We start from the raw sequence: 25,353 nt of genomic DNA on the forward strand, positions 1-25,353 counted from the left end.
ATTTGAACAAAAAGTGAACAACAAGTGAAAAGTGTGTTACAATGTAAGTAACAATATTTCGAAAACACAAAGACAGGGGTCATGTGTTATGAATAACGGGATGAAAGCAGCAAACACACTCAAATGGTTCGCTTGGATCACTTTCTTCATCGGTGCACTTTTGTTCGTTACGCATGTAAGCGATTTCAGGGCGGAAAACTTCGGTCTGATGGCAGCGATCGGGTTTTTGATTGCAGCGTCGAATATTTTCCTGCTCAGCGTTGTATTTCGACTGCTTCATCTGGAACCGAACAGTTAAACCAGTATGACCAGACGGGCCAGGTCTATAATAAGGAAAGAACTCGAATCAAAACGATCCAACCGATAAAGCGGATGCTTGCCACAGCGGCAGCATCCGCTTTTTTTTAGTTTCACTGAAAACATGACCATTTTTGGCAGATCAAATCCAATGCAGGAGATCGATAACAATATTATGATCAACTCGTGAACCCTTCTTGAACACTTTGTAACAAAATAAAGACAGAATGTTGAACGGTGTCAAAAACCCACTGCGGAAAATCGTTCTGTCTGTTAGTATGTGAAGGCGAAGAAAAGTTTAATTCATGTGAACAAATTGGGGACGATCGTTTCCTTTTCTGTGGCGAACGAGGAAGGGGTAGAAGAAATGAACAGAGCGAAGACGTTTCGTCAGATGGGCTTCTGGTTAATGGCGATTATCGCCAGCGTCCTGTTGTCGGGATGCGGAAGCGATTACGTTGTCCTGAATCCGAAAGGGCCTGTCGCAGAGACGCAGTACAATCTCATTATGATTTCCGTGATATTGTGCGCGATCATCATCATTCCGGTTCTTGCGCTTACTGCTTTTATCGTCTATCGATATCGGGATACCAAGGACAATAAAGCGCCATACAAGCCGGATTGGGCACACAGTACAACCCTTGAGGTTATTTGGTGGGGTATTCCGGTCATCATTATTGCGATCCTGGGATATTTCACGGTGCGGGATACTTACGCGTTGAAAGAATCGCCGAATCAGGCTGTGAAGCCGATGACCATTCAGGTTACTTCTTTGAACTGGAAATGGATGTTTACTTATCCTGAACAAAACATCGCAACAGTGAACTATCTGGAAATTCCTGCTGGCGTACCTGTTCAATTTCAATTGTCGGCGGACGGTCCTATGAACTCCTTCTGGGTACCGGAGCTTGGCGGCCAGATTTATGCGATGTCCGGGATGGCGACCGAGCTGTACCTGCAAGCGGATAAGCCTGGCGAGTTCTATGGCAGAGGAGCCAACTTTACTGGAGAAGGGTTCGCTCATATGGAATTCAAGGTAGAGGCCAAACCGCAGGAAGAGTTTGACAAATGGGTGCAGCAGGTGAAGAACACGACACCTGTTATGACGAAGGAAGATTACGAAGAGTTGAGAAAGCCTGGCTTGACGGATAAAAAGACGTATTCTGCATTCCCTGAAGGGTTGTTTGAAGAAATCGTCATGAAACACAGCCATGGACATGACATGGACTATGTCATGAAAAAACCGATGCCTGCAACCGGGCAGGAATCGGGCAACAAGACAGATGAGGCTTCTTCGACAGAAACCCATCATCACAACCACTAGTTGAGAGGGAGGAGGAATACCAAGTGTGGGAAAACATAAAGGAGTTTGCATCCACGTTCTTTGTAACAGGTGATCCACTGATCTACGGCGCGGACGTTTCCATCGCACTCACCGTGGTCGCGATCGTCTTCGTTCTGACCAAGTATAAAAAATGGGGCTGGCTGTGGCGCGAATGGCTGACCACGGTCGACCATAAGCGAATCGGGATCATGTACCTGATCGCCTCTCTGCTGATGCTGTTCCGGGGCGGGGTTGACGCCATCCTGATGCGTCTGCAGCTGGCATTCCCGAATGTGGAGTTTTTGCACTCCGATCACTATAATGCCATCTTTACGACACACGGTACGATCATGATTTTGTTCATGGCGATGCCGATGATGTTCGGTTTGTTCAACATGGTCGTTCCGCTGCAGCTTGGCGCGCGGGACGTTGCCTATCCGTTTCTGAACGCAGTCAGCTTCTGGCTGTTCATGCTGGGTGCGATGCTGTTCAACCTGTCGTTCGTCATCGGGGGCTCCCCGGATGCCGGCTGGCTGTCTTACCCGCCGCTTTCGGAAAATGATTTCAGTCCGGGGCCGGGGCAGAACTTCTGGATATGGGGGATACAGATCTCCGGTATCGGTAGTTTGGCCACGGGGATTAACTTCATCGTGACCATTTTGAAAATGCGCGCTCCTGGCATGAAGTTGATGAAAATGCCGTTGTTTAGCTGGTCCGTACTGTCCAGTTGTATCATGATTATCTTTGCTTTCCCGATTTTGACCGTAACACTGGCGCTGCTGTTCCTCGACCGCTTTGCAGGTGCCCACTTCTTCACTATGGACGGCGGCGGTAATCCGATGATGTACCTCAATCTGATCTGGATGTGGGGTCACCCGGAAGTATACATCGTGGTCGTGCCGGCCTTCGGTATCTTCTCTGAGGTCGTGGCTACGTTCTCGAAGAAAACAGTCTTTGGCTACAAATCCATGGTGGCAGCCTTGATGACGATTGCGATCGCATCGTTCTTCACCTGGGCTCACCACTTCTTTACGATGGGTACGAGCGCAAGCGTTATCGCGTTCTTTGCGATATCGACGATGGTCATCGCGATTCCGACCGGGGTGAAGGTGTTCAACTGGCTGTTCACCATGTTCCGCGGACGGATTTCGTTCAAACAGCCGATGCTGTGGACGATCGCGTTTATTCCTTGCTTCCTCGTAGGGGGAGCAACCGGGGTTATGCTGGCTGTCGCTCCAGCGGACTATCAGTACCACAACAGCTACTTCTTGATTGCTCACTTCCACCAAGTGTTGATCGGTGGGGTTGTGTTCGGTTACCTGGCAGGTATCTACTACTGGTGGCCAAAACTGTTCGGCTTCAAGCTTGACGAGAAGCTCGGAAAATGGGGCTTCTGGTTCTGGAATATCGGTTTCTACGTTTGCTTCATGCCGCAATACGCGCTTGGTTTCATGGGTATGACCCGTCGCTATTACACGTATGGATGGGACCGCGGTTGGGCTGACCTCAACCTGATTTCCACCGTCGGGGCGTTCCTGATGGGGATCGGCTTCATCTTCCAAGTATGGCAGATCGTCTACAGCATCAAGCGCGGTGAACGCGACACAACAGGCGATCCGTGGAACGGACGCACGCTGGAATGGTCTATTCCGTCCCCGGCACCGTTTTACAACTTCGCCGTCGTTCCTGAGGTAAAAGAAGCGGACGACTGGTGGCATACAAAACAAGCGATGGCAAACGGCACCTATAAAAAAGAGCCTGTGCATCTGGAACCGATCCATATGCCGAAAAACTCGGGTATTCCGTTTATCATGTCCTGCTTCTGGTTCTTGGTCGGATTTGGCTTTACGTTCGGCTGGGTATGGATGGCCGTGATTGGATTTATTGGCGTGGCCCTGTCGATGTGGGCGCGTTCCTTCCAATATGATACGGATTATTACGTACCGGTGGATGAAGTGCGCAGCACGGAGGCTTCACTGGGGAGGGTTGTATAATGCAACAAGTGGCAAAACATCACGACCATAGTCACGGGCACGACCACGATCATGGTCATGAAGATCATGAGCAGCTCAAAGTACTTGGTTTCTGGATATTCGTTGTAACCGACTGTATCTTGTTTGGTACGCTGTTTGCCACCTATGCGGTGCTGATGCACAACTACGCTGGTGGCCCGACACCAAAGGAACTGTTTCAAATGCCGGGTGTCATCGCGGAAACCTTTATCCTGTTGACCAGCAGCTTCACCAGCGGTTTGGCTGTTCTGGCAATGAACAAAGGAAACGTGAAAAAGCTGATTGGCTGGCTGGTTGTAACAGCGCTGCTCGGCTTGGGCTTTATCGCGCTGGAGGTTACCGAATTTGTGCACATGGTGCATGAAGGTGCGACCATTTCCACCAGTGCGTTCCTCTCCGCGTTCTATACGCTGGTCGGTACGCACGGTCTGCACGTCTCGGTAGGTTTGTTCTGGATGGTGGCGATCATGATCCAGCTCGCCCGCCGCGGGATTACGCCGGTTACCCGCCGCAAAGTGACCAACCTGAGCTTGTACTGGCACTTCCTGGACGTCGTGTGGATCTTCCTGTTCACGGTCGTCTACCTGTTGGGGGTGATGTAGGATGCATCATGAAAACCATGACAACCACAATCATGGATCGCTCAAATCGTATGTGATCGGCTTTATCTTGTCGATTGTGCTGACCATTATCCCGCTCGTGCTGGTTATGAACCACATGCTTGAAAAAACGGCACTCGTGATCACGATCATGGTGATGGCCATCTTGCAATTTATTGTGCAGCTATTCTTCTTCATGCATATCAGAGAGGGAGAAAAGCCGCGATACAATGTGCAAACCCTGATCCTGGGGCTGGTGATCGTGTTTACGATCGTTGCCGGTTCTATCTGGATCATGACGTTCAACAAGTACTAAGGTTCGAAAGTGAACCAAGAGCATAGCAAAGCGCTTCCCGATTAAGGGGAGCGCTTTTTTGCATACGGAGAACGATTCATTTTAAAAGAAGGATTGGAAAGTGGCCGTAGTGGGGAGAAGCGTCTTATTTTTAAAGTAATTCGGGGAAGAAAAGGATGAAAAGCCCGGGACTTTTTCTTTGGATATTCCGACTGGATTGCGAATATGAATCTTACGTGATCTGGATGAACGACTGCAGATTGTCGGATGCAGTCAACCGGATGATCGGGTATAGACTAGCTATCGGGATGCATTGTCAACTGTATGAACATGTGCAAGCTAGAAGTCGGATGAAGCGTCACCTGCTTTGATAGGGAGCAAGTACGCCGTAAAGCAGCAGCTCGGACATTTCTTCCGTCAACTGCTCCGGCTGTTTCTCCCCGGTCACGATCCATCGCTCGGTCAACTGGTCAATCATGCCGACGATGCAGCAGGCGGCCACTTCGGGGACCAGCTCTTTGCGAATATGGCCGGCTTGCTGATTGTTCAGGATGTGGGCGCTCAATAGCGCGATTACTTTTTCCTTCATTTCTTTTGCGTCTGGAGACTCAAACCAGGCGATCCGGGTCAGTTCGGGCTCGGATTGCAGAAAGGCAAAGACGTCCCGCAGATTTTCTTTGATTTGCCTGGCTGCTTCTCCCGGAGCGAGCGACGCCACTTTTCCGGCTGATTGGGCGAGCGTTGCCAGCTTCATCCGAAAGCTGTCCACCAGCTCTGTAAAGATGGCTTCCTTGCTCGGAAAATAGAGATAAAAAGCAGCCTGGGTCAATCCGGCGGCTTTGACGATGTCGCTGACTTTGGTATGGTGGTAGCCTTTGCGGGCAAACTGGGCAGTCGCGGCAGCAAGCAGCCGCTGTCTGCTGGCCTCGCCTTTTGCGGTCCTGTTTCGTTCTTGTGTTTCCATCCTTGGTTCCCTCCCAAACAAAAGCGACGAGAAAAGTAACTTATCAGTTATTTTTATCACTACTGCGGAGCAGGCGTCAAGAATGGAGACTGCTGATGGTAAGATTGAAAAACCGCGGGCAAACTGTAAAAAATGGTTTCTATTTTTGTTACTTATTATATAATTAAGTTGATTAAAAGAAGTCCAGAAAGGGTGTGTTGACATTATGTACGATATCGCCATTATTGGAGCAGGTCCAGCCGGGGCAAGCGCAGCGCTTTTTGCAGCCAAGGCGGGAAAGAGCACTTTGCTTCTCGACAATGACAAAAGCATGACCAAACGGGCTTGGATTGAGAATCACTACGGAGTAGAGGGAATTACCGGACCGGACATGGTAGAGCTGGGGAAAAAGCAAGCGGCGCACTTCGGCGCTGAGCTGGTCGCTGCCCAAGTAACTGATATTTCCAAATCAGGCGATGGTTTTGTGATTGCCGCAGGAGAAAACGCGACATATGAAGCCAAGCATGTCATCCTCGCCACCGGCGTACTGGTCGAACTGGCGGAAAAAGCAGGCGTGGCGACAAAGCCTGGCACCGAACCCCGGATCAAAACAGTCATCGACGCAGATGCGGCAGGGAAGACCAACGTACCCGGATTTTGGGCTGCCGGGACATGCGCGGGAGCCAGCGTCCACACGATTATCACCGCAGGCGACGGAGCCAAGGTAGCGATCAATGTCATCAGCGAGCTGAACGGCGAGCGCTACGTCGACCACGATATATTGAAGACAAATTAATCAGCCATTTCTTGCTTCCCCAGGCACCTTTTTCTTGTATAATAGTTCTGAAGTCATTATTGATTTGGGCAGAACCATTTGCTACATAGATCAGGTTACTTACGGAGCTGAATACGAAATGAAAAAAGTCCTGGGGATTACATTGATGGTGGCCTTGCTTGGCCTCAATGCGTACATTTGGCCTGCGCTGATCAAGTCGGTATCGGCGGGGACAAAGGCAGCGGAGCCAAAGGCCGAATCTCGCGTGCAGGCGACAGCGGCAGGGACGGATTTTTCCAACCAAGACCCGAAAAAGACCGAGGTCGCTTTTCAGCAGTTCGCAGCTAGAGAAAATACCGCTGCTTCCCCTCAATTGCAATCTGCAGGGGCGGGGGAACAGAAGCAAACGGCCCAGTCGGCGGCCTCCAAGTCTCCGGCCAAGAAGGCCACTCAGACTGCAACTGCGAGAAAAAAGACGCAGCCGAAAAAACAGGCAGCAAAGAAAACACCGGCACCAAAGGTACAGACGCAGCAACAGCCGGAAGCTTCTCCTGGCTATAACGCTCCGTTTTACACGGACGAGGGCGTTTATGTAGTCGATTACGGCAGTCAGCGAAGCAATTGGGTCGAGCTCTCGGATGGGTCTATCATGCGCAAAAGCGATGGGGTGCGGACCTTTAATATGCCGTTCTCCAAAAATGTGTACACCGGAGAGATCAAGCCGATGGTGGAACCGATATCGGAAGCCGGATACAAAATGTATCAGAGCCAGCAGGCTGGCTTTCAACCGTCTGTAACTACGCATTACAGCAATCCCCGCTGATCGCCAGGCTGATGAGAATGACGGGTTAACCGCATCTCGGGGCCTGAGCGGTCCAGCGGTCTTCCTTTTACAGCGCCATGTCATGTGCGCTGTTTTTTTATCAATCTTTTCATAACAACTCGTTGGCCTGGATTACAATATAATTCGTGGGCAAGCATGGAAATAGGAGGGGTGCGGCGTGATTGCCAAAGAAAGCAAAACGGGATTTGTCGTAGCCGGGCTCCTGCTCGGTCTGCTGATGGCATCGATGGACAATACGATTGTGGCTACAGCCATGGGGACGATAGTGTCCGAGATGGGGGGAATGGACAAGTTCGTCTGGGTGACCTCCGCTTATATGGTAGCCACGATGGCGGGGATGCCGATCTTCGGAAAGCTGTCCGACATGTACGGACGCAAACGGTTTTACATTTTTGGCCTTGCCGTCTTTTTGCTGGGCTCCATCCTGTGCGGGACAGCGGGCAGCATGATCGAGCTGAGTGTATACCGGGCGATCCAGGGGATTGGCGGAGGCGCGCTGATGCCGATTGCCTTCACCATCATTTTTGATATTTTCCCGCCGGAAAAACGGGGAAAGATGACCGGACTGTTCGGAGCTGTCTTCGGTACATCCAGTGTCTTTGGTCCGCTGCTTGGAGCATACATAACGGAGTATTTCGGCTGGCATTGGGTCTTTTACATCAATGTGCCGATCGGGCTATTGTCCCTGCTTTTTATCAGTCTGCACTACAAGGAGTCGCTGGCGCACAACAAGCAAAGCATTGACTGGTGGGGTGCGATAACCCTGGTCGGTGCCGTCGTCAGCTTGATGTTTGCTCTGGAGCTTGGCGGCAATCAGTACGCATGGGATTCGGTTCAGATCATCGCGTTGTTCGCTGTGTTTGTGATCCTGTTTGCCGCCTTTATCGCGGTTGAGCGGAAGGCAGCGGAACCGATCATCTCGTTTGCCATGTTCAGAAAGCGTTTGTTTGCCGCGAGCAACGGCGTGGCGCTCCTGTACGGCTCGGCGTTTATCATTGCGACCATCTACATTCCGATCTTTATTCAAGGCGTATTTGGCGGGAGCGCGACCAACTCCGGCCTGCTGCTCACGCCGATGATGCTCGGCTCTGTTGCCGGCAGCCAGGTCGGAGGGCTGCTCACGACCAAGACGAGCTTCCGCAACATCATGCTGATCTCAGCCGTGTTTTTCGTTCCGGGGCTTCTTTTGCTCGGAACGCTCTCGCCGGAAACCTCGCGCGTCATGGTAACGATTTATATGATTCTTACCGGCTTTGGCGTCGGGTTCTCTTTTTCCGTCCTGGGGATGGCGGCGATTCACAATTTTGACATGCGGCAGCGAGGATCTGCCTCGTCGACCAACTCCTTTTTCCGTTCGCTCGGGATGACGCTGGGGATCACGATTTTTGGCATCATTCAGCGAAATTTGTTTGAGAGTGGCTTGAGCACTGCTCTTGCGGGAAATGGCGGTGCGATTCCAGGCGGGTCACTCTCCGATCCGAGAGCTATTCTATCGCCGGAGACAAGAGCACAAATTCCGGCTCCCGTTTTGGAAAAAATAACGGACACGCTGGCAAGCTCCATCGCCCATACCTTTCTTTGGGCGCTGGTCCCCGCCATTCTGGCCGTTCTGTTTATCCTGATGATGGGAAATGAGCGGGTGGCAGCTCCCGTTGGGCAGGCGAAGTCGCCCAAGCCTGCCGGGGATCGTACATAGTCGGGGGAGAGGCGAGATCTCCGCATGGAGACAGACGCATCACTCTTGTATTTATTCCTTCCGATTAAGCGATAAACGACGATAAACGACGGTAAAAAGCTCCGAGGCTAAGCTGGCCCCGGAGCTTTTTTGATCAGACGGACGTTGTTCTGGTGTCGAAGGAAACCTACGTAGCCCGTGCCCAAATCGCCAGGGAGACAGAGTTTCCAGGGTTGATAAACCGATGGGGCGACGAGCTGTTGAAACCGATGCTGTCGCCTTCGTACAGATGGTACTCGCGATCGGCGAGCAGCACCTTCAGCTCGCCCTTGAGAATGAAGCCGCACTCTTCTCCGGAGTGGGAAATCTGCTCCTGCTCCAGTGTCTCCCCGGGCTCGATTTCGATCAGCAGGAATTCGATTTTTCCGGCCTGTATGGGCGTGAGTACGTGATACTTGACGTGAGTGTTCTTCAACTGAATGATCTTGTGCTGATCGCGTCGGATGACAGGTTCTTCGTCATCCTTTGCCTTGAAAAAATGATTGATCGGTACATCGAGAGCGGAGCAGATTTTCCAAAACGTTCCTACGGTGGGATCGACCAGGCCGCGTTCGATTTGGGAAAGCAGGCTCATGCTGAGACCGGTCCGATTGGCAAGATTTTGCAGGGTCAGCTGTTTTTGTTTGCGGATTTCTCTAAGTTCCGCTCCGTTGAACATGGTATCGACCTTCTTTGCTATGCAAGCTAGTCTGTTGGCTCATGTGTTCTTCATTCATGCGTGAAGAGAGGCGTTTTCCTTGTGCAGGCTTGGAAGGGACGACAACAAGGTCTTCGTGTAGGCTTCCTGCGGATGCTTAAAAATGTCTTCAACGGTTCCCGTCTCCACAATTCTTCCCTTCTGCATGACGGCCATCCGGTCGCACATGTAGCGAATGACCGCCATGTTGTGCGAGATGAAGAGATAGGTGAGGCCCCGTTCGCGCTTTAACTCCTTCAATAAATTGAGGACATGCGCCTGAACGGAAACGTCCAGAGCCGAGGTGGGTTCGTCCAAGATAACGAACGTCGGATCGGTAATCAGGGCCCGTGCGATGGCGATTCGCTGGCGCTGGCCTCCGCTGAATTCGTGGGGATAGCGCGGCAGATGCTCCGGCTTGAGGCCTACCCGTGCGATCAGGGCGTGCAATCGTTCCGTGCTGCCCTTTTGCCTCCGTTCATCGGCAGGCAGGGCCCACAGCGGCTCGAGTATGATGTCTTGAACCTTCATCCGCGGATCGAGAGAGGACTGCGGGTCCTGAAAGACGATCTGCATCTCGCCAGGCTTCCTTCTGTTGAATTTTTTCCCGTTCCAAAGCGGACTTCCTTGGTACAGAAGGGACCCGGAAGTCGGGTATTCCAGTCCTGTTACCATTTTTCCCAGCGTGCTTTTGCCGGAACCGGATTCGCCAATCAGGCCAAACGTCTCACCGGGATAGATCGAAAAAGCGGCGTCAGAGACAGCGTGAAACAGTTGGCTTCCCTTCCCGTATTGCTTGCTGACGCCGGAAAGCTGCAGCAGTGCTTCCATATGTAATCACCTCACCCAGCAAGCGACTTGATGTGTACCTGTCGATGCGTCTCGCGAGCCCGGTACCGGCTCCAAAACAGGATGGTCCTCGCGGCAGAGCGGCAAGGCACGGTCGCAGCGCGGCGCGAAAACGCAGCCGGACGGCAAATTCCGCAGATCGGGAGACTCCCCCGGGATCGCATGCAGCGGCTGATCAGGGGAAGCGAGGTCTGGCAGGGCTCCGATCAGGGCGCGTGTGTACGGATGAACGGGATGAGCGAGTACTTCATCGGTCGTTCCCGTTTCAACCACTTCACCCGCATACATGACGACGACCCGCTGGCATACCTCGGCAACGACACCGAGATCGTGGGTGATCAGCATGATGGACGTGCCGCGTTTTTCAGCCAGCTCCTTCATCAGCTTGAGAATTTCATGCTGGATGGTCACGTCCAGCGCTGTAGTCGGCTCGTCGGCGATCAACAAGTCAGGTGGCGCCGACATCGCCAGCGCGATCACGACCCGCTGGCGCATGCCGCCGCTCAGTTCAAACGGGTACTTCCGTGCGACCAGCTCCGGCTCGTTGATCTTTACCTCCGCCAGGCTGAGGACGGCTTGCCGGTAAGCTTCCTTGTAGGCGATCTCACGGTGCCGGTGAATGACCTTGGCCAGTTGATCCCCGATCCGCATCGTCGGGTGGAGGGCCGTCATCGGCTCCTGGAAGATCATGCCGATCTGCTTGCCCCGAAGGGATTGCTGCTCCTTTTTGTGAAGCTGCAGGACGTTTCTTCCTTTATAAAGAATTTCTCCGTTTTTGATCGTCGCATTGTTATCCAGCAGCCCGAGAATGGTTAGCGCCGTAACCGACTTGCCCGAGCCGGATTCTCCCACGATGCCGACAATTTCCCCCTGGTCGATGGAAAAAGAGACGTGGTTCAGCGCTTTGACGGTCTGCTGCATCGAGGAAAATTCGACAGACAGGTCTTTGATTGTAAGAAGCATAGGTATCTCTCCCTATCGGTTGGCTTTCGGATCGAGGATGTCCCGAATGCCATCGCCGATCAGATTAAACCCGCACGAGGCGAGGAATAGGGCAAGCCCAGGGAAGGTGGGATACCACCAATAATCAAGCAGGTATTTCCAGCCGATACTGATCATCGCGCCCCATTCCGGCGTAGGAGGCTGAGCGCCCAGGCCGAGGAAGCCGAGTGTTGCGACGAGCAGGATGGCATCGCCGATATCCAGCGTGACCTGGATGATCACGGGGGAGACGGCATTGGGAATAATGTGGCGGGTAATGATCCGCCAGGGCTTGATGCCGAAGGTGACAGCCGCTTTGACATACAGCTTTTCCCGCAGAGCCAGTGTTTCCGCACGGGCCAGCCGGACGTAGACAGGTATCTTGATGATGGCAATGGCCAGCATGGCGTTCTGGAGGTTGGGGCCGAGAACAGCGGCCACCGCCATCGCCAGCACGAGCGAAGGAAACGCGAGGACGATATCCATCATCCGCATGATGATCTGGTCGACGCGGCCGCCGAAGTATCCGGAGATCGCCCCGATGACCGTTCCGACCAGACCCGCCGAGAGAACGACCGCTACGCCAACGCCGAGCGACAGGCGAGCGCCGTACAGAATGCGCGTAAAAATATCGCGTCCCACTTCATCTGTTCCGAACCAGTGAGCAGCGGACGGAGGGGAGAACCGCTCCGGGATATTGATCTTGGTCGGGTCATGCGGGGAGATGAGCGGCGCGCACACGGACAAGAGCAGCAGCATGACGAGCAGAAACAAGCCAAACAAGGTGAGCGGGCTCTGCCGGATCCGGAACCAAAAGGGGTTTACCTTACGGGACGGCTGGGCAGCAGTATCCGCTTTTGCCGATAGACTGGACATGGTGGCCCCTCCTATTCCTTGATTTGCGGGTCTAGTACGTAGTAAGTGAGGTCAACCAGCAGGTTGATCACGACGTACCCGAAAGATATGACAAAAGTGAAGCCCATCATCGCCGGGAAGTCGAGAAACGCAATCGAGTCGACGACGTATTTCCCCATGCCGGGCCAGCTGAAAATCGTTTCCGTCACGACTGCTCCGCCAAGCAGCGAGCCAAAGGAAAGACCTACGACGGTAATCGTCGGGATCAGCGCATTTCGCAAGGCGTAGCGGATCAAAAGGACAGGGCCGTGGATGCCGTTGGCCAGCGCGGTCCGAATGTAATCCTGTCCGAGTACCTCCAGCATGCTGGAGCGGACCTGGCGGGTGACGATTGCCAGCTGAGCAAATGCCAGCGTAAAGGCAGGCAGGATCAGATGCCACAAGCTGTTTTTAAATGCGGCCCAATTGCCCGTGAGCAGGCTGTCAAACAGGTAAAGGCCGGTAATTTTGGTCGGCGCCGGGACAGTCAGGTCCAGCCTGCCGCTGGATGGCAGCGCCCCGAGAAACTTGTAAAAGATCAGGATGCCGACGAGGCCGCTCCAGAACACGGGTGTAGAGATTCCCGCGATGGAGAAAAAGCGGCTGGAGTGGTCCCATCCAGTGTCCTTTTTCACGGCGGATAGGACGCCCAGCGGTATTCCGATGGCGATCGCGATAATAAAAGCGGTGATGGCCAGCTCCAGCGTTGCAGGGAAAAAGGCGATCAGATCATGGACGACAGGCTGCTGCGTGCGAATCGAGGTGCCAAAGTCACCTGCAAAAAGCCCTTTCATGTAGGTAAGATATTGGACCCAGACCGGCTGGTCCAGGCCCAATTGGCGACGAACTTCTTGCAGTGTTTCCTCACTGGCGCGCTGTCCCACCATCATCCGCGCCGGATCTCCCGGGATCACATGAGAGAGGAAAAAGGTGATCAATGTGACCCCGAGGAGCACCAGCACCAGCATGGCGAGACGTTTCAGGATGATCTGTTTCATGAGGAAAGCACTCCTTTATTCAAGGCGTTATTTAGACATCTCCGCCAGGTTGTAAATGCCCTCCAGCATCGGGTTGTAGACGAAGCCTTTGACGTTTTTGCTGACCGGCAGGAGGAAGTCCTTTTGATACAGATAAAGGTAAGGCGCTTCATCAATGACGATCTTCTGCGCTTCCTTGTACAGCTTCTCGCGCTCTGCCTTGTCGTTGATCGATGCGGCTTTGCGCACCAGCTCGTCCACTTTGTCGTTTTTATAGAAGGCGCGGTTTCCGGCCAGACCGAAGTTGACGGAGTCAAACCAGTAGTTCATGAACATGTACGGGTCGCCGAAGTCCGGGCTCCAAACACCAAGAGCGAGGTCGAATTCGCCGGCGTCAATCATTTCGCGGGACGTGGCGTAGGCGATCTTTTTGAGATTGAGCTTTACCCCGATGTCGGCGAAAAATGCCTGCAGGGTGAGTGCTTCTGTCTCCCACCACGGTTTGTTGTCGGAATACAGCAGATCGAGGGTCAGGTTGGAGACGCCTGCTTCCGCCAGGAGCGCTTTGGCTTTTTCCACATCGCGCTTGTACTGATGGGCAGATTCATCATGCCCCCACAGACCTTTTGGAATTGGACCGCGCATTTGCGTAGCGTAGCCTTCCTGCACGGATTCGGTCAGGGCGTCATAGTCGATCGCGTAGCTTAACGCCTGGCGAACCTTCGGGTTTTTGAGCGCTTCGTTGCCTTTGGAGGAGTTTACGTACACGTAGTCGACGAACAGGCTCGGTTTTTGCAGGACTTCTACGTTGGGCAATTCTTTGACGGCTTTCAATTGTTCATTGGGGATGCCTTCGGCGATGTCAATCTCGCCCTGTTCCAACTGCAGGCGCTGAGCTGTCGCATCCGGAACGATTTTGAAGTATACGGTTTGGAATGCGGGTTTCACTGTGGAGTGCGGGTTGACGGTGAGCTTGAGATATTCGCCTTTTTTCCATTCTTCGAGCTTGTACGGGCCGCTGCCCATCGTGTTGTTTGCGAGGAAGTTTTGGCCCAGATCGCCGTTTTGTTCTTCTTCTTTTACCTTCGGATTGACGATGCCGCCGTAGTTGGCTGCGAGAGTCGAGAGGAATGGCGGGAAGTTTTTGGAGAGAACGAAGGTAACCTGTGTCGGCGAATCGACTTTGACTTCTTTGATCACGCTGTATACGTCAGCCGGGCCTTTCTTGATGGCGAGCGTGCGGTCGAAGGTGAACTTGACGGCTTCTGCCGTGACCGGAGTACCGTCGGCAAACTTATGTCCTTCTTCCAGTGTAAAGGTCCAGGTAAGGCCGTCTTCGCTCACTTTCCATTCCTTGGCGAGACCGGGCTTGACCTCTGTGGACTCCCCGTCGTATTCGACGAGACGTTCGTAGGTGGGATAAGTGATTTTCCATGCGGCGTTGTCAAAGGTGACGGCGGGATCGAGCGTGCCTTGATCCGCGTTGATCGCGACGAACAGTGTGTCTGCTGACGTCTTCGGTGCGGTCGGCTCGGTTTTTGCCGGCGATTCCGGCGAGTTGTTCTGAGCTTGAGGCTGGTTCGCCGGTGTGCCGCAAGCGGCAACGAGCATGGAAACAGCGAGAACCAGGCTGGTGAGGACGAATGACCATCTGCGCTTCAAAGAGATCAACCCCCAACATTTTGTTATAAATTTAATATATTTTTAATATATTGCAAAAATTGAGGTTATTCAACTATTTTCGCTATCAATTTCCAAGATTCCCCCGTACATGGTTTGTCCAGTAGTTTGCCGTGCCCAGGAAAGCGTGCCGTATTCGTAATGCCACCACTCTTTGGGGTAATTGACGAAACCGGCCTCGGTCATCAGGTGATACAGAAGACGTCTGTTGGCGCGGATCGTTTTCGCCTGTTCATCAGGGCTGAGAGCGTTTTCATAGAATCGGGTAGAGGCCCGTTCGCTGAAATCGTCAAACTCTGTTCCCATGTCGAGCCACCCATCGGGGCCTTCGATCGTCAGGTCTACTGCTCCACCGGACAAATGGGGCGATGGCTTTTGCACATCCTTGCTGGGGACGGCGACAAATTTGCTCAGTTCGGCCTGAAGCGCCTCGCCTTCTTCCCAGCCCTGCTTGAGCAGTGTTTGCTTGAATCTTTCATAGAGAGAGCTTTGCACCTGGTAGGAGCGCCAGCCGTCAAATACGACGAAGCGATAGCCGTCGGGCAAGCGTTCGGCTGCTTGGACCAGGCGGAGAGCGGCGCTTTTTCGCAAGTACGCTTCGGGAGTGGTTCCGTCGTAGCCTTGCTTGTAGTACATCGGCCAGACCGTAATTTTTTCGGACAAGCTGGAGAGGGGGAGCATCGCTTCGCCGCATTCTTCAAGGAGAGGCTGTACGTAGAGATGTGGCCGCTCCGGAGGAATCGGGAGATCCTGTTTCATCTGGACCACCTCCTGTTTGTGGATATGTTTTCCATCATCCTAGCAAAGAACAAAACTTTAGTAAACTGCATTTAATTTTCATTTGTTGAATAAAACTCGATGATCAGCTTGTTCTTTCTATCCGTGCCCACTTTTGTTATGATGATAGCAAGCGCCAGTCTTTGGCTGGCTGAACATTTCCATATCGCGCAAACAGGTCTTTGCTTCCTGCACGGTGCACGCCGCGGGAAGCGAAGTTAAAAGGGAAGTTTGGTGAAAATCCAACGCGGTCCCGCCACTGTAAGAGAGGAGTTTTCCTTCAAGGCATTTTGCCATCCACTGCCCCGGGTCGGGGACGGGAAGGAGAAGGAAAGCAGCGATTCTCGAGCCAGGAGACCTGCCTGTCTTGCCTGAGCACTGATTTCCTTCGGGTCAAAGGAAGAGGTGGATCGTTGTAGCGAACTGTCCGCGCTTTGTCTCCCTTTGTTTTCCAAAGGGAACAAGGCGTTTTTTTATACTTTTCGGAAGGTTGGCGTGTACTCCCCTGGAAAAGCAGGCGGCAGTTTCGCGTTTCACCCGGAGATTTGCCCGAGTGGCTTTGTATGTTCAAAAGGATTGCGCAGAACGAAGGAGGGGCTGTTGATGAGCAAGGCCGACAACAAGCGAGGGCTGCTGCTGGTCTATACAGGAGACGGAAAAGGCAAGACGACAGCGGCGTTAGGCTTGGCTGTACGTGCAACCGGCAGAGGAAAACGGGTTTTAATGATCCAGTTTATCAAGTCTCCGGAACGCACCTATGGCGAGAAGATTATTTTCGACCGTCTCGGAATCGAAATGGTGCAGATGGGCGTCGGCTTTACCTGGACCAAAACACCGGAGGAGCACCGCAGCGCCCTTGAAAAGGCGTGGAGCTTTGCCCGCGAAAAGGTGCTTGGCGGCGAGTACGATGTGGTGATCCTGGACGAATTGAACAATGCCCTGGCAATTGATCGTTTTCCGATTGACGATGTGCTCCCGCTGGCTGACGTGCTGGATACGGTCCAAAACAGGCCGCGCCACGTCCATCTGGTCATTACCGGCCGCAATGCGCAGCCCGCGATCATCGAGATGGCCGATCTTGTGACGGAGATGAAGCCGGTCAAGCACTACTATGACGAAGGCATTCCCGCTGTACTCGGAGTTGAGTACTGATGGGGCTGCTGGAGACCTACGGCCACGGCGGGGATCTGGTGACGGCTGCAGAGCGCTTTGGCGTATCGGCCGAGGCGTTCCTTGATTACAGCGCCAATATAAATCCGCTCGGTCCTCCGGCAAGGGTCCTGGAAGCGCTGGGGAGGTCGCTTACCGCCGTTATCCGCTATCCTGATCCCGGCCATCGAGCTTTCAAGCGGGCATTGGCTGCCCGGCTGCGTCTGCCGGAAGACGCCCTTTTGCCGGCAAATGGAGCGGCGGAAGCGATGGCGCTGGCCGTGCTCGCTCTGCAGCCGGAAAGCGCAGGTGTGGTGACGCCGTGCTTTTCCGAATATGCCCAACTTTCCCGCCAATTCGGCGCTCGCGTCGTGGAATGCGCGGGACGGGAAGAAAACGGCTTCAAGCCAGACGCGCGGGAGCTGTATCGGCTCTTTCGGGAGACGCAGCTCGTGTTCATCGGTTCTCCGAACAATCCGACCGGTCTATTGTATGAACCAGACGAGCTTTTGCAAATGGCCGAATGGACAAATGACACCGGTACCCATTTGATTGTCGATGAAGCTTTTCTCGATTTTGCGGCTCGGGAGAAGCAGTTTACACTTGCGGATCGGCTAGGACATTTTCCGCGCGTCCTGTTGATACGCTCCATGACCAAAATGTTCGCTATCCCGGGGCTTCGGCTCGGTTATGCGATCGGTCACCCCGCACTGATCGAGAGGATGAGGAGCAAACAGGTGAGCTGGAGCGTCAACGGCTTGGCCTTGCTTGCGGGAGAGTTGTGTTTGCAGGAAGCGGATTATGAAGAAGAGACGAGGCGCCTCATCGCTGCAGAACGCCGCTTTTTGCTGGACGGACTGCAGTCGGGGCTGGGCTGGCAGGTATGGCCGGGAGAGGCCAACTTTTTGCTCGTTCGCTCCCCGGAATGGATAGACGCGACGGCGCTGCAGGAGGAAATGGGCAAACGGGGCATTCTGATCCGCAACTGCGCCATGTATCCGGGACTGACCGCCCGCGATTTTCGCATCGCCGTTCGCTCGCGGGCCGAGAATGAACGGCTGCTGTCTGCCTTTCATGATGTGATGGAAAAAAGGGGGGCGGTCTTGTGAGCCTTATTTTGGTCACAGGGGGCGTTCGGTCGGGAAAGAGCCGTTTTGCCGAGGAATTGGCCCGTGATGCCGCGCAGGACGTGTTGTACGTGGCGACAGGAAAAGCGTGGGACGATGAGATGGCCAGACGAATCGAGCTGCATCGGGAGCGCCGCCCTGATACGTGGGGATTGTGCGAGCTCGGCGGACGGCTGTCCGAATCGCTGGACGCGAGCAAAGGGTACAGTGTCGTCTTGCTCGATTGTCTCTCCACCTGGGTCAGCGGTCGCCTGATGGACATCCCGGAGCAGGCGTGGCGGGACGAATCCATTACAAAAGAGATTGTGGGAGAAGCAAAGGCGTGGCTGGATGCTGTCGCCCAAACGAATCAAACCGTGATTGCAGTAACGAGTGAAGTGGGTCTTGGCGGGGTAGCGATGTCGAGGCTGGGACGATGGTTTGCCGATATTTTGGGCGATGTGAATCAGCAAGCCGCGCGCCAGGCTGACACCGTCTATGCCGTGATCGCCGGGCTCCCCTGGAGGATGAAAGGATGAACGCATTTTTTCACGCGCTGACTTTTTTTACACGCATTCCCGTGCCGTGGCTGAAGCCGTCGGAAAAGGCTTGGCGTGACAGCGTCGCTTGGTATCCGGCTGTCGGGCTGGTGATCGGATGCGTGCTGTGGATCGTGCACGAGGCTGCATTATGGGCCTTTCCGCCGCTGATCGCCGCCGTTTTGACGTGCACGGCCTGGGTGTACATCACGGGAGGACTCCATCTGGACGGGTGGATGGACCTGGCGGATGGCCTCGGCAGCAGCCGTACGCAAGAACGCATGCTGGAGATTATGAAGGACAGCCGCTCGGGTGCCATGGCTGTCCTGGCTGCGATCCTGCTGCTCTTTTTGAAAACGGCAGGGATAACGGAACTGGCGGGTCTGCTGACAAATCCGCCAAACCAGGCAAGCTTGTCGGGTCTGTTAGCAGGTGGCCCAAGAGCGGAAGGGCTGACACTTTATAGCGGCTCTCTCCTGCTTGTCCTCATTCCATTTGCTGCCCGCGCTCATGTGCTGCTCGCGATACGCTGCTTCCCCAACGTTTCTTCCGACAACGGCGTCGGAAAAGGGATCGGTGCAGGGTTGCGGCTCTGGCATATTGTGGCGGCCTACGCAGCTGTCCTCGGACTTGGCTGGTGGATCGCCGGCATTCAGGCGATAGCGGCAGTCGCGGTGTCGCTTTTGTTCAGCCTCTGGTTCGCACGCGGCATCTGCCGCAGGCTCGGAGGACTGACGGGCGATTGCTACGGCGCGATCATTGAAAGCAGTGAAGCAGTGATGCTGCTTGTTGCGGCAGGGAGCTGGTGGACGTGAGATGGATCTGGATCAGGCACGGGGAGACAGAGGAAAATCGCGAAGGGCGCTATCTGGGACATACGGATGTGCCGCTGAATGACGCGGGGGTGGAGCAGGCGGCGCTTCTCGCCAGACAGCTCGGGCATGAACGCCCGGCCCATTTTTTTACCAGCGATTTGCTCCGCTGCGTGCAGACGGCTGATCGGCTGGCAGCGGTCTGGGGGATGAGTCCGATCCGGGTTCCTGAGCTTCGCGAGCTGTCTTTTGGCGAATGGGAGCGGCTCACCTACGAAGAACTGATGGTCAGAGAAAGCGTGCGGGCAAGCCGTTGGTACGACGATCCGTTCGGCATCGCGCCGCCGGGCGGAGAAACGCTGACGCAGCTGGGCGAACGAGTGAACCGCTGGTTGAGCGGCATGTGGAAAGAAATGAGAGATGCATGCGGTTTAACGGAGCCGGATCACACGGTCGCATTGGTGACGCACGGTGGTGTCATCCGCTGGTTTCAGGCGGCCTGGCTGCACGGTGACCCCGGATTGTACTGGCACATGAAAGGACTCGGGCACGGTCAGGCGATGATCGTGGAGCATGTATCGGGGACGTGGAAGCCAGCATCGCACGCAATCGACATCAGGGAAGAGAGTGAAGCATAGATGACAACCGCTTTTCTCATCGTGGCGGCTTACGTGCTCGACCGCCTGGTTGGAGACCCGCGCAGTCTGCCGCATCCGGTAGTGATCATGGGGTGGTGTATTGCCCGCCTGGAGCGCGTCATCCGGCTGTCTGTCAAACAGGAGAAGGGCTTGAGGGCAGCCGGCTTGCTGTTTCCCCTCCTGATCGTCGGGGGCAGCTATGCGGTCGTCGCCGGACTTGTGTACGGCGCGGGGCTGATCCATCCCTGGCTGGCTATCGCGCTGGAAATCTGGCTGATCTCTACGACGATCGCGACCAAAGGCTTGGCGGATGCCGGATTGGAAATAGGCCGCTATCTGCTGGCCGGGGATCTGGCAATGGCCCGCCGTTCGCTCTCGATGGTGGTCGGGCGGGACACGGGGCATCTGGATGAGGCCGAGATCAGCCGCGGGGCTGTGGAGACGGTGGCGGAAAACATCGTCGATGCCATCGTGTCTCCGCTCTTTTACGCTGCGATCGGAGGCGCCCCGCTGGCGATGGCCTATCGGGCGGCGAACACGCTTGATTCCATGGTCGGCTACAAAAACGAGAAATACGTGAATCTCGGCTGGGCCTCCGCCCGCTTTGACGACGTGTTGAATTACATACCGGCCCGCCTCACTGCTCTGCTGTTGGTCGGGGCGAGCTGGCTGCAACGGCTGGACTGGCGCCGCTGCTACCGCATCATGCGGCGGGACGCCGGACTTCATCCCAGCCCCAACAGCGGTCTTCCGGAAGCGGCAGTCGCCGGTGCGCTGGGCGTTCAACTGGGCGGACTGAATTACTATCAGGGCGTGGCTTCTCACCGCGCCAAGCTGGGTGATCCGCTTCGGCCGCTGTGTGCAGGCGATATTGCGGCTACGGTGCGCTTGATGACAGTCACTTCGATCATGTGCACAGTCGGTCTGGCCGCTTTTGCTTATGTTCTGCATGGATGAACAGCGTTTTTCAAATAGAGGCGAAATAATGAAAGGGGGACTTTCTATGAGCGGCAAGCTGTTTGTGATCGGCTTCGGGCCGGGCAGCTTTGAGCATATTACCAAACGGGCGCGGGAAGCGATCGAAGAGAGTGACATCATCATCGGATATACCACTTATGTGGACCTGATCAGAGGGCTGTTGACCGATCAGGAGATCGTCAGCACCGGGATGACGGAGGAAGTGACGCGTGCGCGCGAAGCCGTCCGGCAGGCGGAAGCGGGCAAAAAGGTGGCCGTGATCTCCAGCGGCGATGCGGGCGTGTACGGTATGGCCGGACTCGTTTACGAGGTGCTCGTGGAAAAAGGCTGGACATCTGCGGAGGGCGTGGAGGTGGAAATCGTTCCGGGAATATCGGCGATCAACTCCTGCGGCGCTCTGCTCGGCGCGCCCATCATGCACGATGCCTGCACGATCAGCCTGAGCGACCATCTCACGCCATGGGAGCTGATCGCCAAGCGGATCGACGCTGCGGGCATGGCCGATTTTGTCATCGCGCTGTACAACCCGCGCAGCGGGCGTCGCACCAGACAGATCGTCGAGGCACAGCGCATCCTGCTGCAGTACCGTTCCCCGGACACGCCGGTCGGGATCGTCAAGAGCGCCTATCGGGAGCGGGAGCATATCGTCATCACGACACTGGCAGAGATGCTGAACCATGACATCGGGATGCTGACGACGGTCATCATCGGGAACTCGTCCACATTTGTCTATGACGGCAAAATGATTACCCCGCGCGGCTATCAGCGGAAGTATACGCTTGCGACAGATGAGCAATCGCTGAAGCCCCATCAGCGGCTTCGCGTGGAAAACGAGCCGTGGTCGCTGGAGGCGGCTTCGCAAAACGCTGTGGAACAAGCGGCACCCGACGCAACTTCTTCACTTGTCGAACCACAGGTTGAAAAAGCGGACACAGCGAGCTTGCGGGCCACTCCCCAGCCAAAAGAGGAGACCGGCACATTGACGCCGTTTGACTGGGCGGCTCAGGCTTTGCAGGCAGTAAACGAATCCAGGGGGATCGAAACGGATGCTTCGCTCGTATCCTCCAGCCAGTCCCATCGCCCGGTCTTTGTCCCGGAAATGATTTTCGAGTGCGCGGTAAGTCCGGGCGTAGCCAACAAAAAGTTCACTCCGGCGCAGATGATGGCGCTTGCCCAGGCAGCCGGAGAAAAAGGGGAGCTGGAGTACACGCCGCACCACCAGATCATTTTGCGTGTTCCGACGAGCAACCCGGAGGAGGTAACTGCGCCGCTCCGCAACCTCGGTCTCATCTTGACTCCGGTCGGGGACGTCCTGCAGGTGAAGGCTTGCGACTTCTGCGACGGCGAGAAGAAGGACGCGATTCCGTACGCGGAGGAGATCCACCGCAAGCTGGGCGGACAGGAAATGCCAAAAGAGCTGAAGATCGGCGTAAACGGCTGCGGGATGGCCTGCTACGGGGCGGTTCAGGAAGACATCGGTCTCGTGTTCCGCAAGGGCAAGTTCGATCTGTTCCTCGGCGCCAAAACCGTGGGGAGAACGGCACATTCCGGCTTGCCGGTAGCGGAAGGCATCGAGCCGGAGGACATCGTTCCCTTGATCGAGCGGATTATTGACAGATACAAGCGGGAAGCATTCCCGAATGAAAGGTTCCACAAATTTTTCCAAAGGGTCGGCGAAATCGAGGGATACGTCTGGAGAGAGCCAGCCATTCCCAAAATTGAAAACGCTGTTTGCGGCGACTAGCCGCTAGATTCAAGCGCCAGCATATCCGGGGGTTTTGGTTTTGCAAAAGCAGCAAGGCCCCAAACCACGGGCCAGGCAGAAAAAATAACGGGGAGGAATCAGGATGGACGCGGTACTGTTTGTCGGACACGGGAGCAAGGATCCCGAAGGAAATGAAGAGGTAAGGCAGTTTGTGGCGTCGCTGATGCCGGAGATCGACGTTCCGATTCTGGAGACATGCTTTCTCGAATTTGAACGTCCCGATATGCTTCAGGGATTGGACGCCTGCGTAAAGCGGGGAGCCACTCGGGTAGCCGTCATCCCGATCATTCTGTTCTCGGCCGGGCACGCCAAGATTCACATTCCGGCGGCGATCGACGAAGCAAAAGCGAAATATCCGCATGTGCAATTTATTTACGGACGCCCAATAGGTATTCACGAAGAGGTCCTGAATATTTTGGCCACCCGCATGCAGGAAGCCGGCTTTGCATCCGGCGAGGAGCACGGGGACACAGCCGTTCTGATCATCGGACGCGGCAGCAGCGATGCGGACGCGAACAGCGACATCTACAAAATGTCCCGACTGTTCTGGGAACGCTGGAAGGCAAAGTGGGTGGAGACCGCTTTCATGGGCGTGACCTTCCCGCTGTACGAGGAAGGGATCGAGCGCTGCCTCAGGCTGGGGGCCCGCCGCGTCGTCGTCCTGCCGTACTTCCTGTTTACCGGCGTGCTGATCAAACGGATGGCCGACCAGCTTGAACAGTTCCGCGCTCGCTATCCAGAGGCTGAATTTACGCTGGCGGAGTACTTCGGCTTCCATCCGCTGCTCAAGGAAGTGCTGAAAGACCGGGTGGAAGAGGCGCTGCACGGCGAAGTCAAACTGAATTGCGATACTTGTCAGTACCGTCTGGCGGCGATGGAGCATATCGACCATCATCACCACCATCACGACGACGACCATGGGCATCATCACCATCATCACCATGGACACAGTCACGGTCACGCACATAGCCACGGTCACAGCCACGATCACGATCATGGGCACGGTCACGGCCACAGCCACAGCCACGATCACGACCATGACCACGATCATGAACATAAACACGGACACAGCGACAATCACGCCCATGAGCATCACCCTGTAAAGAAATAAGGAGGGACGAGCGATGATTCTTGTATTGGCGGGAACCAGTGACGCCCGGGAGCTGGCTCTCTTGATCAAGGAAACCGGATATGACCTGCTTGCCACAGTCGTTACCGATAACGCGGCCAAAAGCATCGAGGAAGCGGGGCTGCCGGTGCAGGTAGGCCGTCTGACATCCGCCGACATCGAGGCGTTGATCCGTGAAAAAGGCTTTCAGGCGGTAGTGGACGCCAGCCACCCTTATGCCGAGGAAGCGTCGAAAAACGCGATGGCCGGAGCAGAGGCGGCGGGAGTTCCCTACATCCGGTACGAACGCGAAAGCGCCCAGTCGCCGGGGCACGAGAAGATCATCTTCGCCGAGGACTACGTCCAAGCCGCCGAGATAGCGGCAGAAAAGCGCGGTGTGATCATGCTGACGACCGGCAGCAAAACGTTGAAAATCTTTTCCGACCGGCTCTTGGGCTTGCCGGATACGACGCTGGTGGCTCGCATGCTTCCGCGCACCGACAACATGCAAAAATGCGAGGAGCTGGGCATCGAGCAAAAAAATATCGTCGCCATGCAGGGCCCTTTTTCCAAGGAGCTGAACAAGGCCCTCTATGACCACTACAAAGTGACGCTGATGATCACCAAGGAGAGCGGCAAAGTCGGCGCCTTTGACGAAAAGGTGGAAGCAGCGCTGGAAATGGGCATCGAGACGATTGTCATCGCCCGGCCCAAGATCGATTACGGCACCAAATTTTCCGACTTCGCCGGAGTGATCGGTCAGTTGAAGCAGCTGCTGCCCCTGCCGCAAGAAGCGTAACGGGCGGTTTTTCAGAGAAAATAGAGCGGAACGCTTGGCGAGATAAATTGAAACAAGCAAGTAAGCAAGGACGAATCGTTCGGCTTGGCCGAAATCTAACGGCTTGCTGCAGCCAAAGCCAAACCCCAATACAAAGGAGGAGCATACCATGGATTTTCGCACGGAATTCAAGCCTTTGACCGTACAACCGCAAGAAATCGAGGAAAAGAGCTTTCAAATCATCACCGAAGAGCTCGGAGAGCATCCTTTCACCGAAGAGCAGTACCCTGTCGTGCAGCGCGTCATCCACGCCTCGGCGGACTTTGACCTGGGGCGCAGTCTCGTATTCCACCCGGATGCGGTGAAAGCGGGCATTCAGGCGATCCGAAGCGGCAAGATTGTCGTGGCCGACGTCCAGATGGTTCAGGTCGGGATCAGCAAGAACCGGATCGAAAAATTCGGCGGCGAAGTGAAGGTGTACATCTCCGACAAGGATGTCATGGAGGAAGCGAAGCGCCTGAACACCACGCGCGCAATCATCTCCATCCGCAAAGCGGTCAAAGAAGCGGAGGGCGGCATTTTCGCGATCGGCAATGCGCCGACAGCGCTTCTGGAGCTGATCCGTCTGGTCAAAGAGGGAGAGGCGAAGCCGGGCCTGATCATCGGGATGCCAGTCGGCTTTGTGTCGGCGGCAGAGTCCAAGGAAGAGCTGGCCAAGCTGGATGTGCCTTTCATCACAAACATCGGGCGGAAAGGCGGGAGCCCTGTTACGGTGGCTGCGCTCAACGCACTCTCGCTGATGGCGGAACGGCAGGGATAATT

Annotated in this window: 26 protein-coding genes and 1 riboswitch; of the genes, 18 read left to right on the forward strand and 8 right to left on the reverse strand. The window is 55.0% G+C overall.

Translation table 11 applies throughout. The features are described from left to right. Positions 1–88: 88 nt before the first annotated feature. From EDM54_RS18630 to cyoD, 5 genes are all read left to right on the forward strand, one after another. Entirely contained in the window at positions 89–298 is a 210-nt protein-coding gene (locus EDM54_RS18630) for a hypothetical protein (RefSeq protein WP_003388141.1), read from the forward strand. A 366-nt stretch (positions 299–664) separates the two neighbouring features. Further along, positions 665–1,621 carry a cytochrome aa3 quinol oxidase subunit II gene (gene qoxA, locus EDM54_RS18635; RefSeq protein WP_024983483.1) on the forward strand — a complete coding sequence of 319 codons (957 nt, stop codon included), beginning with the start codon at positions 665–667 and terminating at the stop codon, positions 1,619–1,621. Positions 1,622–1,644: 23 nt separating this feature from the next. After that, positions 1,645–3,615, forward strand: coding sequence for a cbb3-type cytochrome c oxidase subunit I (locus EDM54_RS18640; RefSeq protein WP_024983482.1), 1,971 nt, complete (start codon positions 1,645–1,647; stop codon positions 3,613–3,615). Beyond that, positions 3,615–4,235 carry a cytochrome o ubiquinol oxidase subunit III gene (gene cyoC / locus EDM54_RS18645; RefSeq protein WP_003388138.1) on the forward strand — a complete coding sequence of 207 codons (621 nt, stop codon included), beginning with the start codon at positions 3,615–3,617 and terminating at the stop codon, positions 4,233–4,235. The genes EDM54_RS18640 and cyoC overlap by 1 nt, the downstream gene beginning before the upstream one ends. 1 nt (position 4,236) lies before the next feature. Beyond that, on the forward strand, positions 4,237–4,548 hold the full coding sequence (gene cyoD / locus EDM54_RS18650; RefSeq protein ID WP_003388137.1) for a cytochrome o ubiquinol oxidase subunit IV: 312 nt from the start codon (positions 4,237–4,239) through the stop codon (positions 4,546–4,548). Between the two features lie 337 nt (positions 4,549–4,885). Here cyoD and EDM54_RS18655 read toward each other — a convergent pair whose 3' ends face one another. Next, positions 4,886–5,491: a TetR/AcrR family transcriptional regulator gene (locus EDM54_RS18655; protein ID WP_003388136.1), complete on the reverse strand. Its 606-nt coding sequence runs from the start codon at positions 5,489–5,491 to the stop codon at positions 4,886–4,888. A 205-nt stretch (positions 5,492–5,696) separates the two neighbouring features. On the opposite strand from EDM54_RS18655, the gene EDM54_RS18660 reads away from it, so the two are divergent. From EDM54_RS18660 to EDM54_RS18670, 3 genes are all read left to right on the forward strand, one after another. Continuing rightward, entirely contained in the window at positions 5,697–6,266 is a 570-nt protein-coding gene (locus tag EDM54_RS18660) for an FAD-dependent oxidoreductase (protein WP_003388135.1), read from the forward strand. Positions 6,267–6,384: 118 nt separating this feature from the next. After that, positions 6,385–7,068: a hypothetical protein gene (locus tag EDM54_RS18665; RefSeq protein WP_024983481.1), complete on the forward strand. Its 684-nt coding sequence runs from the start codon at positions 6,385–6,387 to the stop codon at positions 7,066–7,068. 178 nt (positions 7,069–7,246) lie between these two features. Continuing rightward, positions 7,247–8,785: an MDR family MFS transporter gene (locus EDM54_RS18670; RefSeq protein WP_003388133.1), complete on the forward strand. Its 1,539-nt coding sequence runs from the start codon at positions 7,247–7,249 to the stop codon at positions 8,783–8,785. 166 nt (positions 8,786–8,951) lie between these two features. Here EDM54_RS18670 and EDM54_RS18675 read toward each other — a convergent pair whose 3' ends face one another. The 7 genes from EDM54_RS18675 to EDM54_RS18705 all read right to left on the reverse strand — a co-directional run bounded on the left by EDM54_RS18675 (position 8,952) and on the right by EDM54_RS18705 (position 15,640). After that, complete coding sequence (locus tag EDM54_RS18675) at positions 8,952–9,482, reverse strand: cupin domain-containing protein (RefSeq protein WP_003388131.1); 531 nt, start codon at positions 9,480–9,482, stop codon at positions 8,952–8,954. A gap of 54 nt (positions 9,483–9,536) precedes the next feature. Further along, positions 9,537–10,331 (reverse strand): ATP-binding cassette domain-containing protein, encoded by a 795-nt coding sequence (locus EDM54_RS18680; protein ID WP_122958619.1) that lies wholly within the window; start codon positions 10,329–10,331, stop codon positions 9,537–9,539. A gap of 6 nt (positions 10,332–10,337) precedes the next feature. Then, positions 10,338–11,312, reverse strand: coding sequence for an ABC transporter ATP-binding protein (locus tag EDM54_RS18685; protein ID WP_031932185.1), 975 nt, complete (start codon positions 11,310–11,312; stop codon positions 10,338–10,340). 12 nt (positions 11,313–11,324) lie between these two features. Then, positions 11,325–12,206 carry an ABC transporter permease subunit gene (locus EDM54_RS18690; RefSeq protein WP_003388128.1) on the reverse strand — a complete coding sequence of 294 codons (882 nt, stop codon included), beginning with the start codon at positions 12,204–12,206 and terminating at the stop codon, positions 11,325–11,327. Positions 12,207–12,217: 11 nt separating this feature from the next. Continuing rightward, complete coding sequence (locus EDM54_RS18695) at positions 12,218–13,222, reverse strand: ABC transporter permease (RefSeq protein ID WP_003388127.1); 1,005 nt, start codon at positions 13,220–13,222, stop codon at positions 12,218–12,220. Positions 13,223–13,249: 27 nt separating this feature from the next. Then, positions 13,250–14,863, reverse strand: a complete 1,614-nt coding sequence (locus EDM54_RS18700; protein WP_003388126.1) for an ABC transporter substrate-binding protein — start codon at positions 14,861–14,863, stop codon at positions 13,250–13,252. A 69-nt stretch (positions 14,864–14,932) separates the two neighbouring features. Next, complete coding sequence (locus EDM54_RS18705) at positions 14,933–15,640, reverse strand: M15 family metallopeptidase (RefSeq protein ID WP_122958620.1); 708 nt, start codon at positions 15,638–15,640, stop codon at positions 14,933–14,935. 179 nt (positions 15,641–15,819) lie between these two features. Then, positions 15,820–16,037, forward strand: a riboswitch (cobalamin riboswitch). A gap of 224 nt (positions 16,038–16,261) precedes the next feature. Between EDM54_RS18705 and cobO the strand changes: the two genes are divergently transcribed. The 10 genes from cobO to EDM54_RS18755 all read left to right on the forward strand — a co-directional run bounded on the left by cobO (position 16,262) and on the right by EDM54_RS18755 (position 25,351). After that, complete coding sequence (cobO, locus tag EDM54_RS18710) at positions 16,262–16,810, forward strand: cob(I)yrinic acid a,c-diamide adenosyltransferase (protein WP_003388124.1); 549 nt, start codon at positions 16,262–16,264, stop codon at positions 16,808–16,810. Then, the gene (cobD, locus tag EDM54_RS18715) at positions 16,810–17,916 is read left to right on the forward strand and encodes a threonine-phosphate decarboxylase CobD (protein WP_122958621.1); all 1,107 of its coding nucleotides are present in this window, start codon (positions 16,810–16,812) and stop codon (positions 17,914–17,916) included. Before cobO ends, cobD begins: the two co-directional genes overlap by 1 nt. Then, entirely contained in the window at positions 17,913–18,452 is a 540-nt protein-coding gene (cobU, locus tag EDM54_RS18720; RefSeq protein WP_024983477.1) for a bifunctional adenosylcobinamide kinase/adenosylcobinamide-phosphate guanylyltransferase, read from the forward strand. Before cobD ends, cobU begins: the two co-directional genes overlap by 4 nt. Continuing rightward, positions 18,449–19,267 (forward strand): adenosylcobinamide-GDP ribazoletransferase, encoded by an 819-nt coding sequence (locus EDM54_RS18725; protein WP_003388119.1) that lies wholly within the window; start codon positions 18,449–18,451, stop codon positions 19,265–19,267. The genes cobU and EDM54_RS18725 overlap by 4 nt, the downstream gene beginning before the upstream one ends. Further along, on the forward strand, positions 19,264–19,902 hold the full coding sequence (locus EDM54_RS18730) for a histidine phosphatase family protein (protein ID WP_122958622.1): 639 nt from the start codon (positions 19,264–19,266) through the stop codon (positions 19,900–19,902). The genes EDM54_RS18725 and EDM54_RS18730 overlap by 4 nt, the downstream gene beginning before the upstream one ends. Further along, positions 19,903–20,859, forward strand: a complete 957-nt coding sequence (gene cbiB, locus EDM54_RS18735) for an adenosylcobinamide-phosphate synthase CbiB (protein WP_122958623.1) — start codon at positions 19,903–19,905, stop codon at positions 20,857–20,859. 46 nt (positions 20,860–20,905) lie between these two features. Then, positions 20,906–22,624, forward strand: coding sequence for a precorrin-3B C(17)-methyltransferase (gene cobJ / locus EDM54_RS18740; RefSeq protein WP_039070785.1), 1,719 nt, complete (start codon positions 20,906–20,908; stop codon positions 22,622–22,624). A 103-nt stretch (positions 22,625–22,727) separates the two neighbouring features. Beyond that, positions 22,728–23,756 carry a sirohydrochlorin chelatase gene (locus tag EDM54_RS18745; RefSeq protein ID WP_024983474.1) on the forward strand — a complete coding sequence of 343 codons (1,029 nt, stop codon included), beginning with the start codon at positions 22,728–22,730 and terminating at the stop codon, positions 23,754–23,756. 13 nt (positions 23,757–23,769) lie between these two features. Then, positions 23,770–24,552 carry a precorrin-6A reductase gene (gene cobK, locus EDM54_RS18750; RefSeq protein ID WP_003388112.1) on the forward strand — a complete coding sequence of 261 codons (783 nt, stop codon included), beginning with the start codon at positions 23,770–23,772 and terminating at the stop codon, positions 24,550–24,552. Positions 24,553–24,700: 148 nt separating this feature from the next. Beyond that, positions 24,701–25,351, forward strand: coding sequence for a precorrin-8X methylmutase (locus EDM54_RS18755; RefSeq protein ID WP_003388111.1), 651 nt, complete (start codon positions 24,701–24,703; stop codon positions 25,349–25,351). The last annotated feature ends 2 nt before the right edge of the window (positions 25,352–25,353 follow it).

The sequence above is a fragment of the Brevibacillus borstelensis genome, from assembly GCF_003710865.1.
GTDB lineage: Bacteria > Bacillota > Bacilli > Brevibacillales > Brevibacillaceae > Brevibacillus > Brevibacillus borstelensis.

Excerpts from the sequence above, each read along its gene's own strand:
- EDM54_RS18630 (WP_003388141.1), top strand. The coding sequence starts at position 89 with ATGAATAACGGGATGAAAGCAGCAAACACACTCAAATGGTTCGCTTGG.
- qoxA (WP_024983483.1), top strand. The coding sequence starts at position 665 with ATGAACAGAGCGAAGACGTTTCGTCAGATGGGCTTCTGGTTAATGGCG.
- cyoC (WP_003388138.1), top strand. The coding sequence starts at position 3,615 with ATGCAACAAGTGGCAAAACATCACGACCATAGTCACGGGCACGACCAC.
- cyoD (WP_003388137.1), top strand. The coding sequence starts at position 4,237 with ATGCATCATGAAAACCATGACAACCACAATCATGGATCGCTCAAATCG.
- EDM54_RS18655 (WP_003388136.1), bottom strand. The coding sequence starts at position 5,491 with ATGGAAACACAAGAACGAAACAGGACCGCAAAAGGCGAGGCCAGCAGA.
- EDM54_RS18660 (WP_003388135.1), top strand. The coding sequence starts at position 5,697 with ATGTACGATATCGCCATTATTGGAGCAGGTCCAGCCGGGGCAAGCGCA.
- EDM54_RS18665 (WP_024983481.1), top strand. The coding sequence starts at position 6,385 with ATGAAAAAAGTCCTGGGGATTACATTGATGGTGGCCTTGCTTGGCCTC.
- EDM54_RS18675 (WP_003388131.1), bottom strand. The coding sequence starts at position 9,482 with ATGTTCAACGGAGCGGAACTTAGAGAAATCCGCAAACAAAAACAGCTG.
- EDM54_RS18680 (WP_122958619.1), bottom strand. The coding sequence starts at position 10,331 with ATGGAAGCACTGCTGCAGCTTTCCGGCGTCAGCAAGCAATACGGGAAG.
- EDM54_RS18685 (WP_031932185.1), bottom strand. The coding sequence starts at position 11,312 with ATGCTTCTTACAATCAAAGACCTGTCTGTCGAATTTTCCTCGATGCAG.
- EDM54_RS18690 (WP_003388128.1), bottom strand. The coding sequence starts at position 12,206 with ATGTCCAGTCTATCGGCAAAAGCGGATACTGCTGCCCAGCCGTCCCGT.
- EDM54_RS18695 (WP_003388127.1), bottom strand. The coding sequence starts at position 13,222 with ATGAAACAGATCATCCTGAAACGTCTCGCCATGCTGGTGCTGGTGCTC.
- EDM54_RS18705 (WP_122958620.1), bottom strand. The coding sequence starts at position 15,640 with ATGAAACAGGATCTCCCGATTCCTCCGGAGCGGCCACATCTCTACGTA.
- cobO (WP_003388124.1), top strand. The coding sequence starts at position 16,262 with ATGAGCAAGGCCGACAACAAGCGAGGGCTGCTGCTGGTCTATACAGGA.
- cobD (WP_122958621.1), top strand. The coding sequence starts at position 16,810 with ATGGGGCTGCTGGAGACCTACGGCCACGGCGGGGATCTGGTGACGGCT.
- EDM54_RS18725 (WP_003388119.1), top strand. The coding sequence starts at position 18,449 with ATGAACGCATTTTTTCACGCGCTGACTTTTTTTACACGCATTCCCGTG.
- cbiB (WP_122958623.1), top strand. The coding sequence starts at position 19,903 with ATGACAACCGCTTTTCTCATCGTGGCGGCTTACGTGCTCGACCGCCTG.
- cobJ (WP_039070785.1), top strand. The coding sequence starts at position 20,906 with ATGAGCGGCAAGCTGTTTGTGATCGGCTTCGGGCCGGGCAGCTTTGAG.
- EDM54_RS18745 (WP_024983474.1), top strand. The coding sequence starts at position 22,728 with ATGGACGCGGTACTGTTTGTCGGACACGGGAGCAAGGATCCCGAAGGA.
- cobK (WP_003388112.1), top strand. The coding sequence starts at position 23,770 with ATGATTCTTGTATTGGCGGGAACCAGTGACGCCCGGGAGCTGGCTCTC.
- EDM54_RS18755 (WP_003388111.1), top strand. The coding sequence starts at position 24,701 with ATGGATTTTCGCACGGAATTCAAGCCTTTGACCGTACAACCGCAAGAA.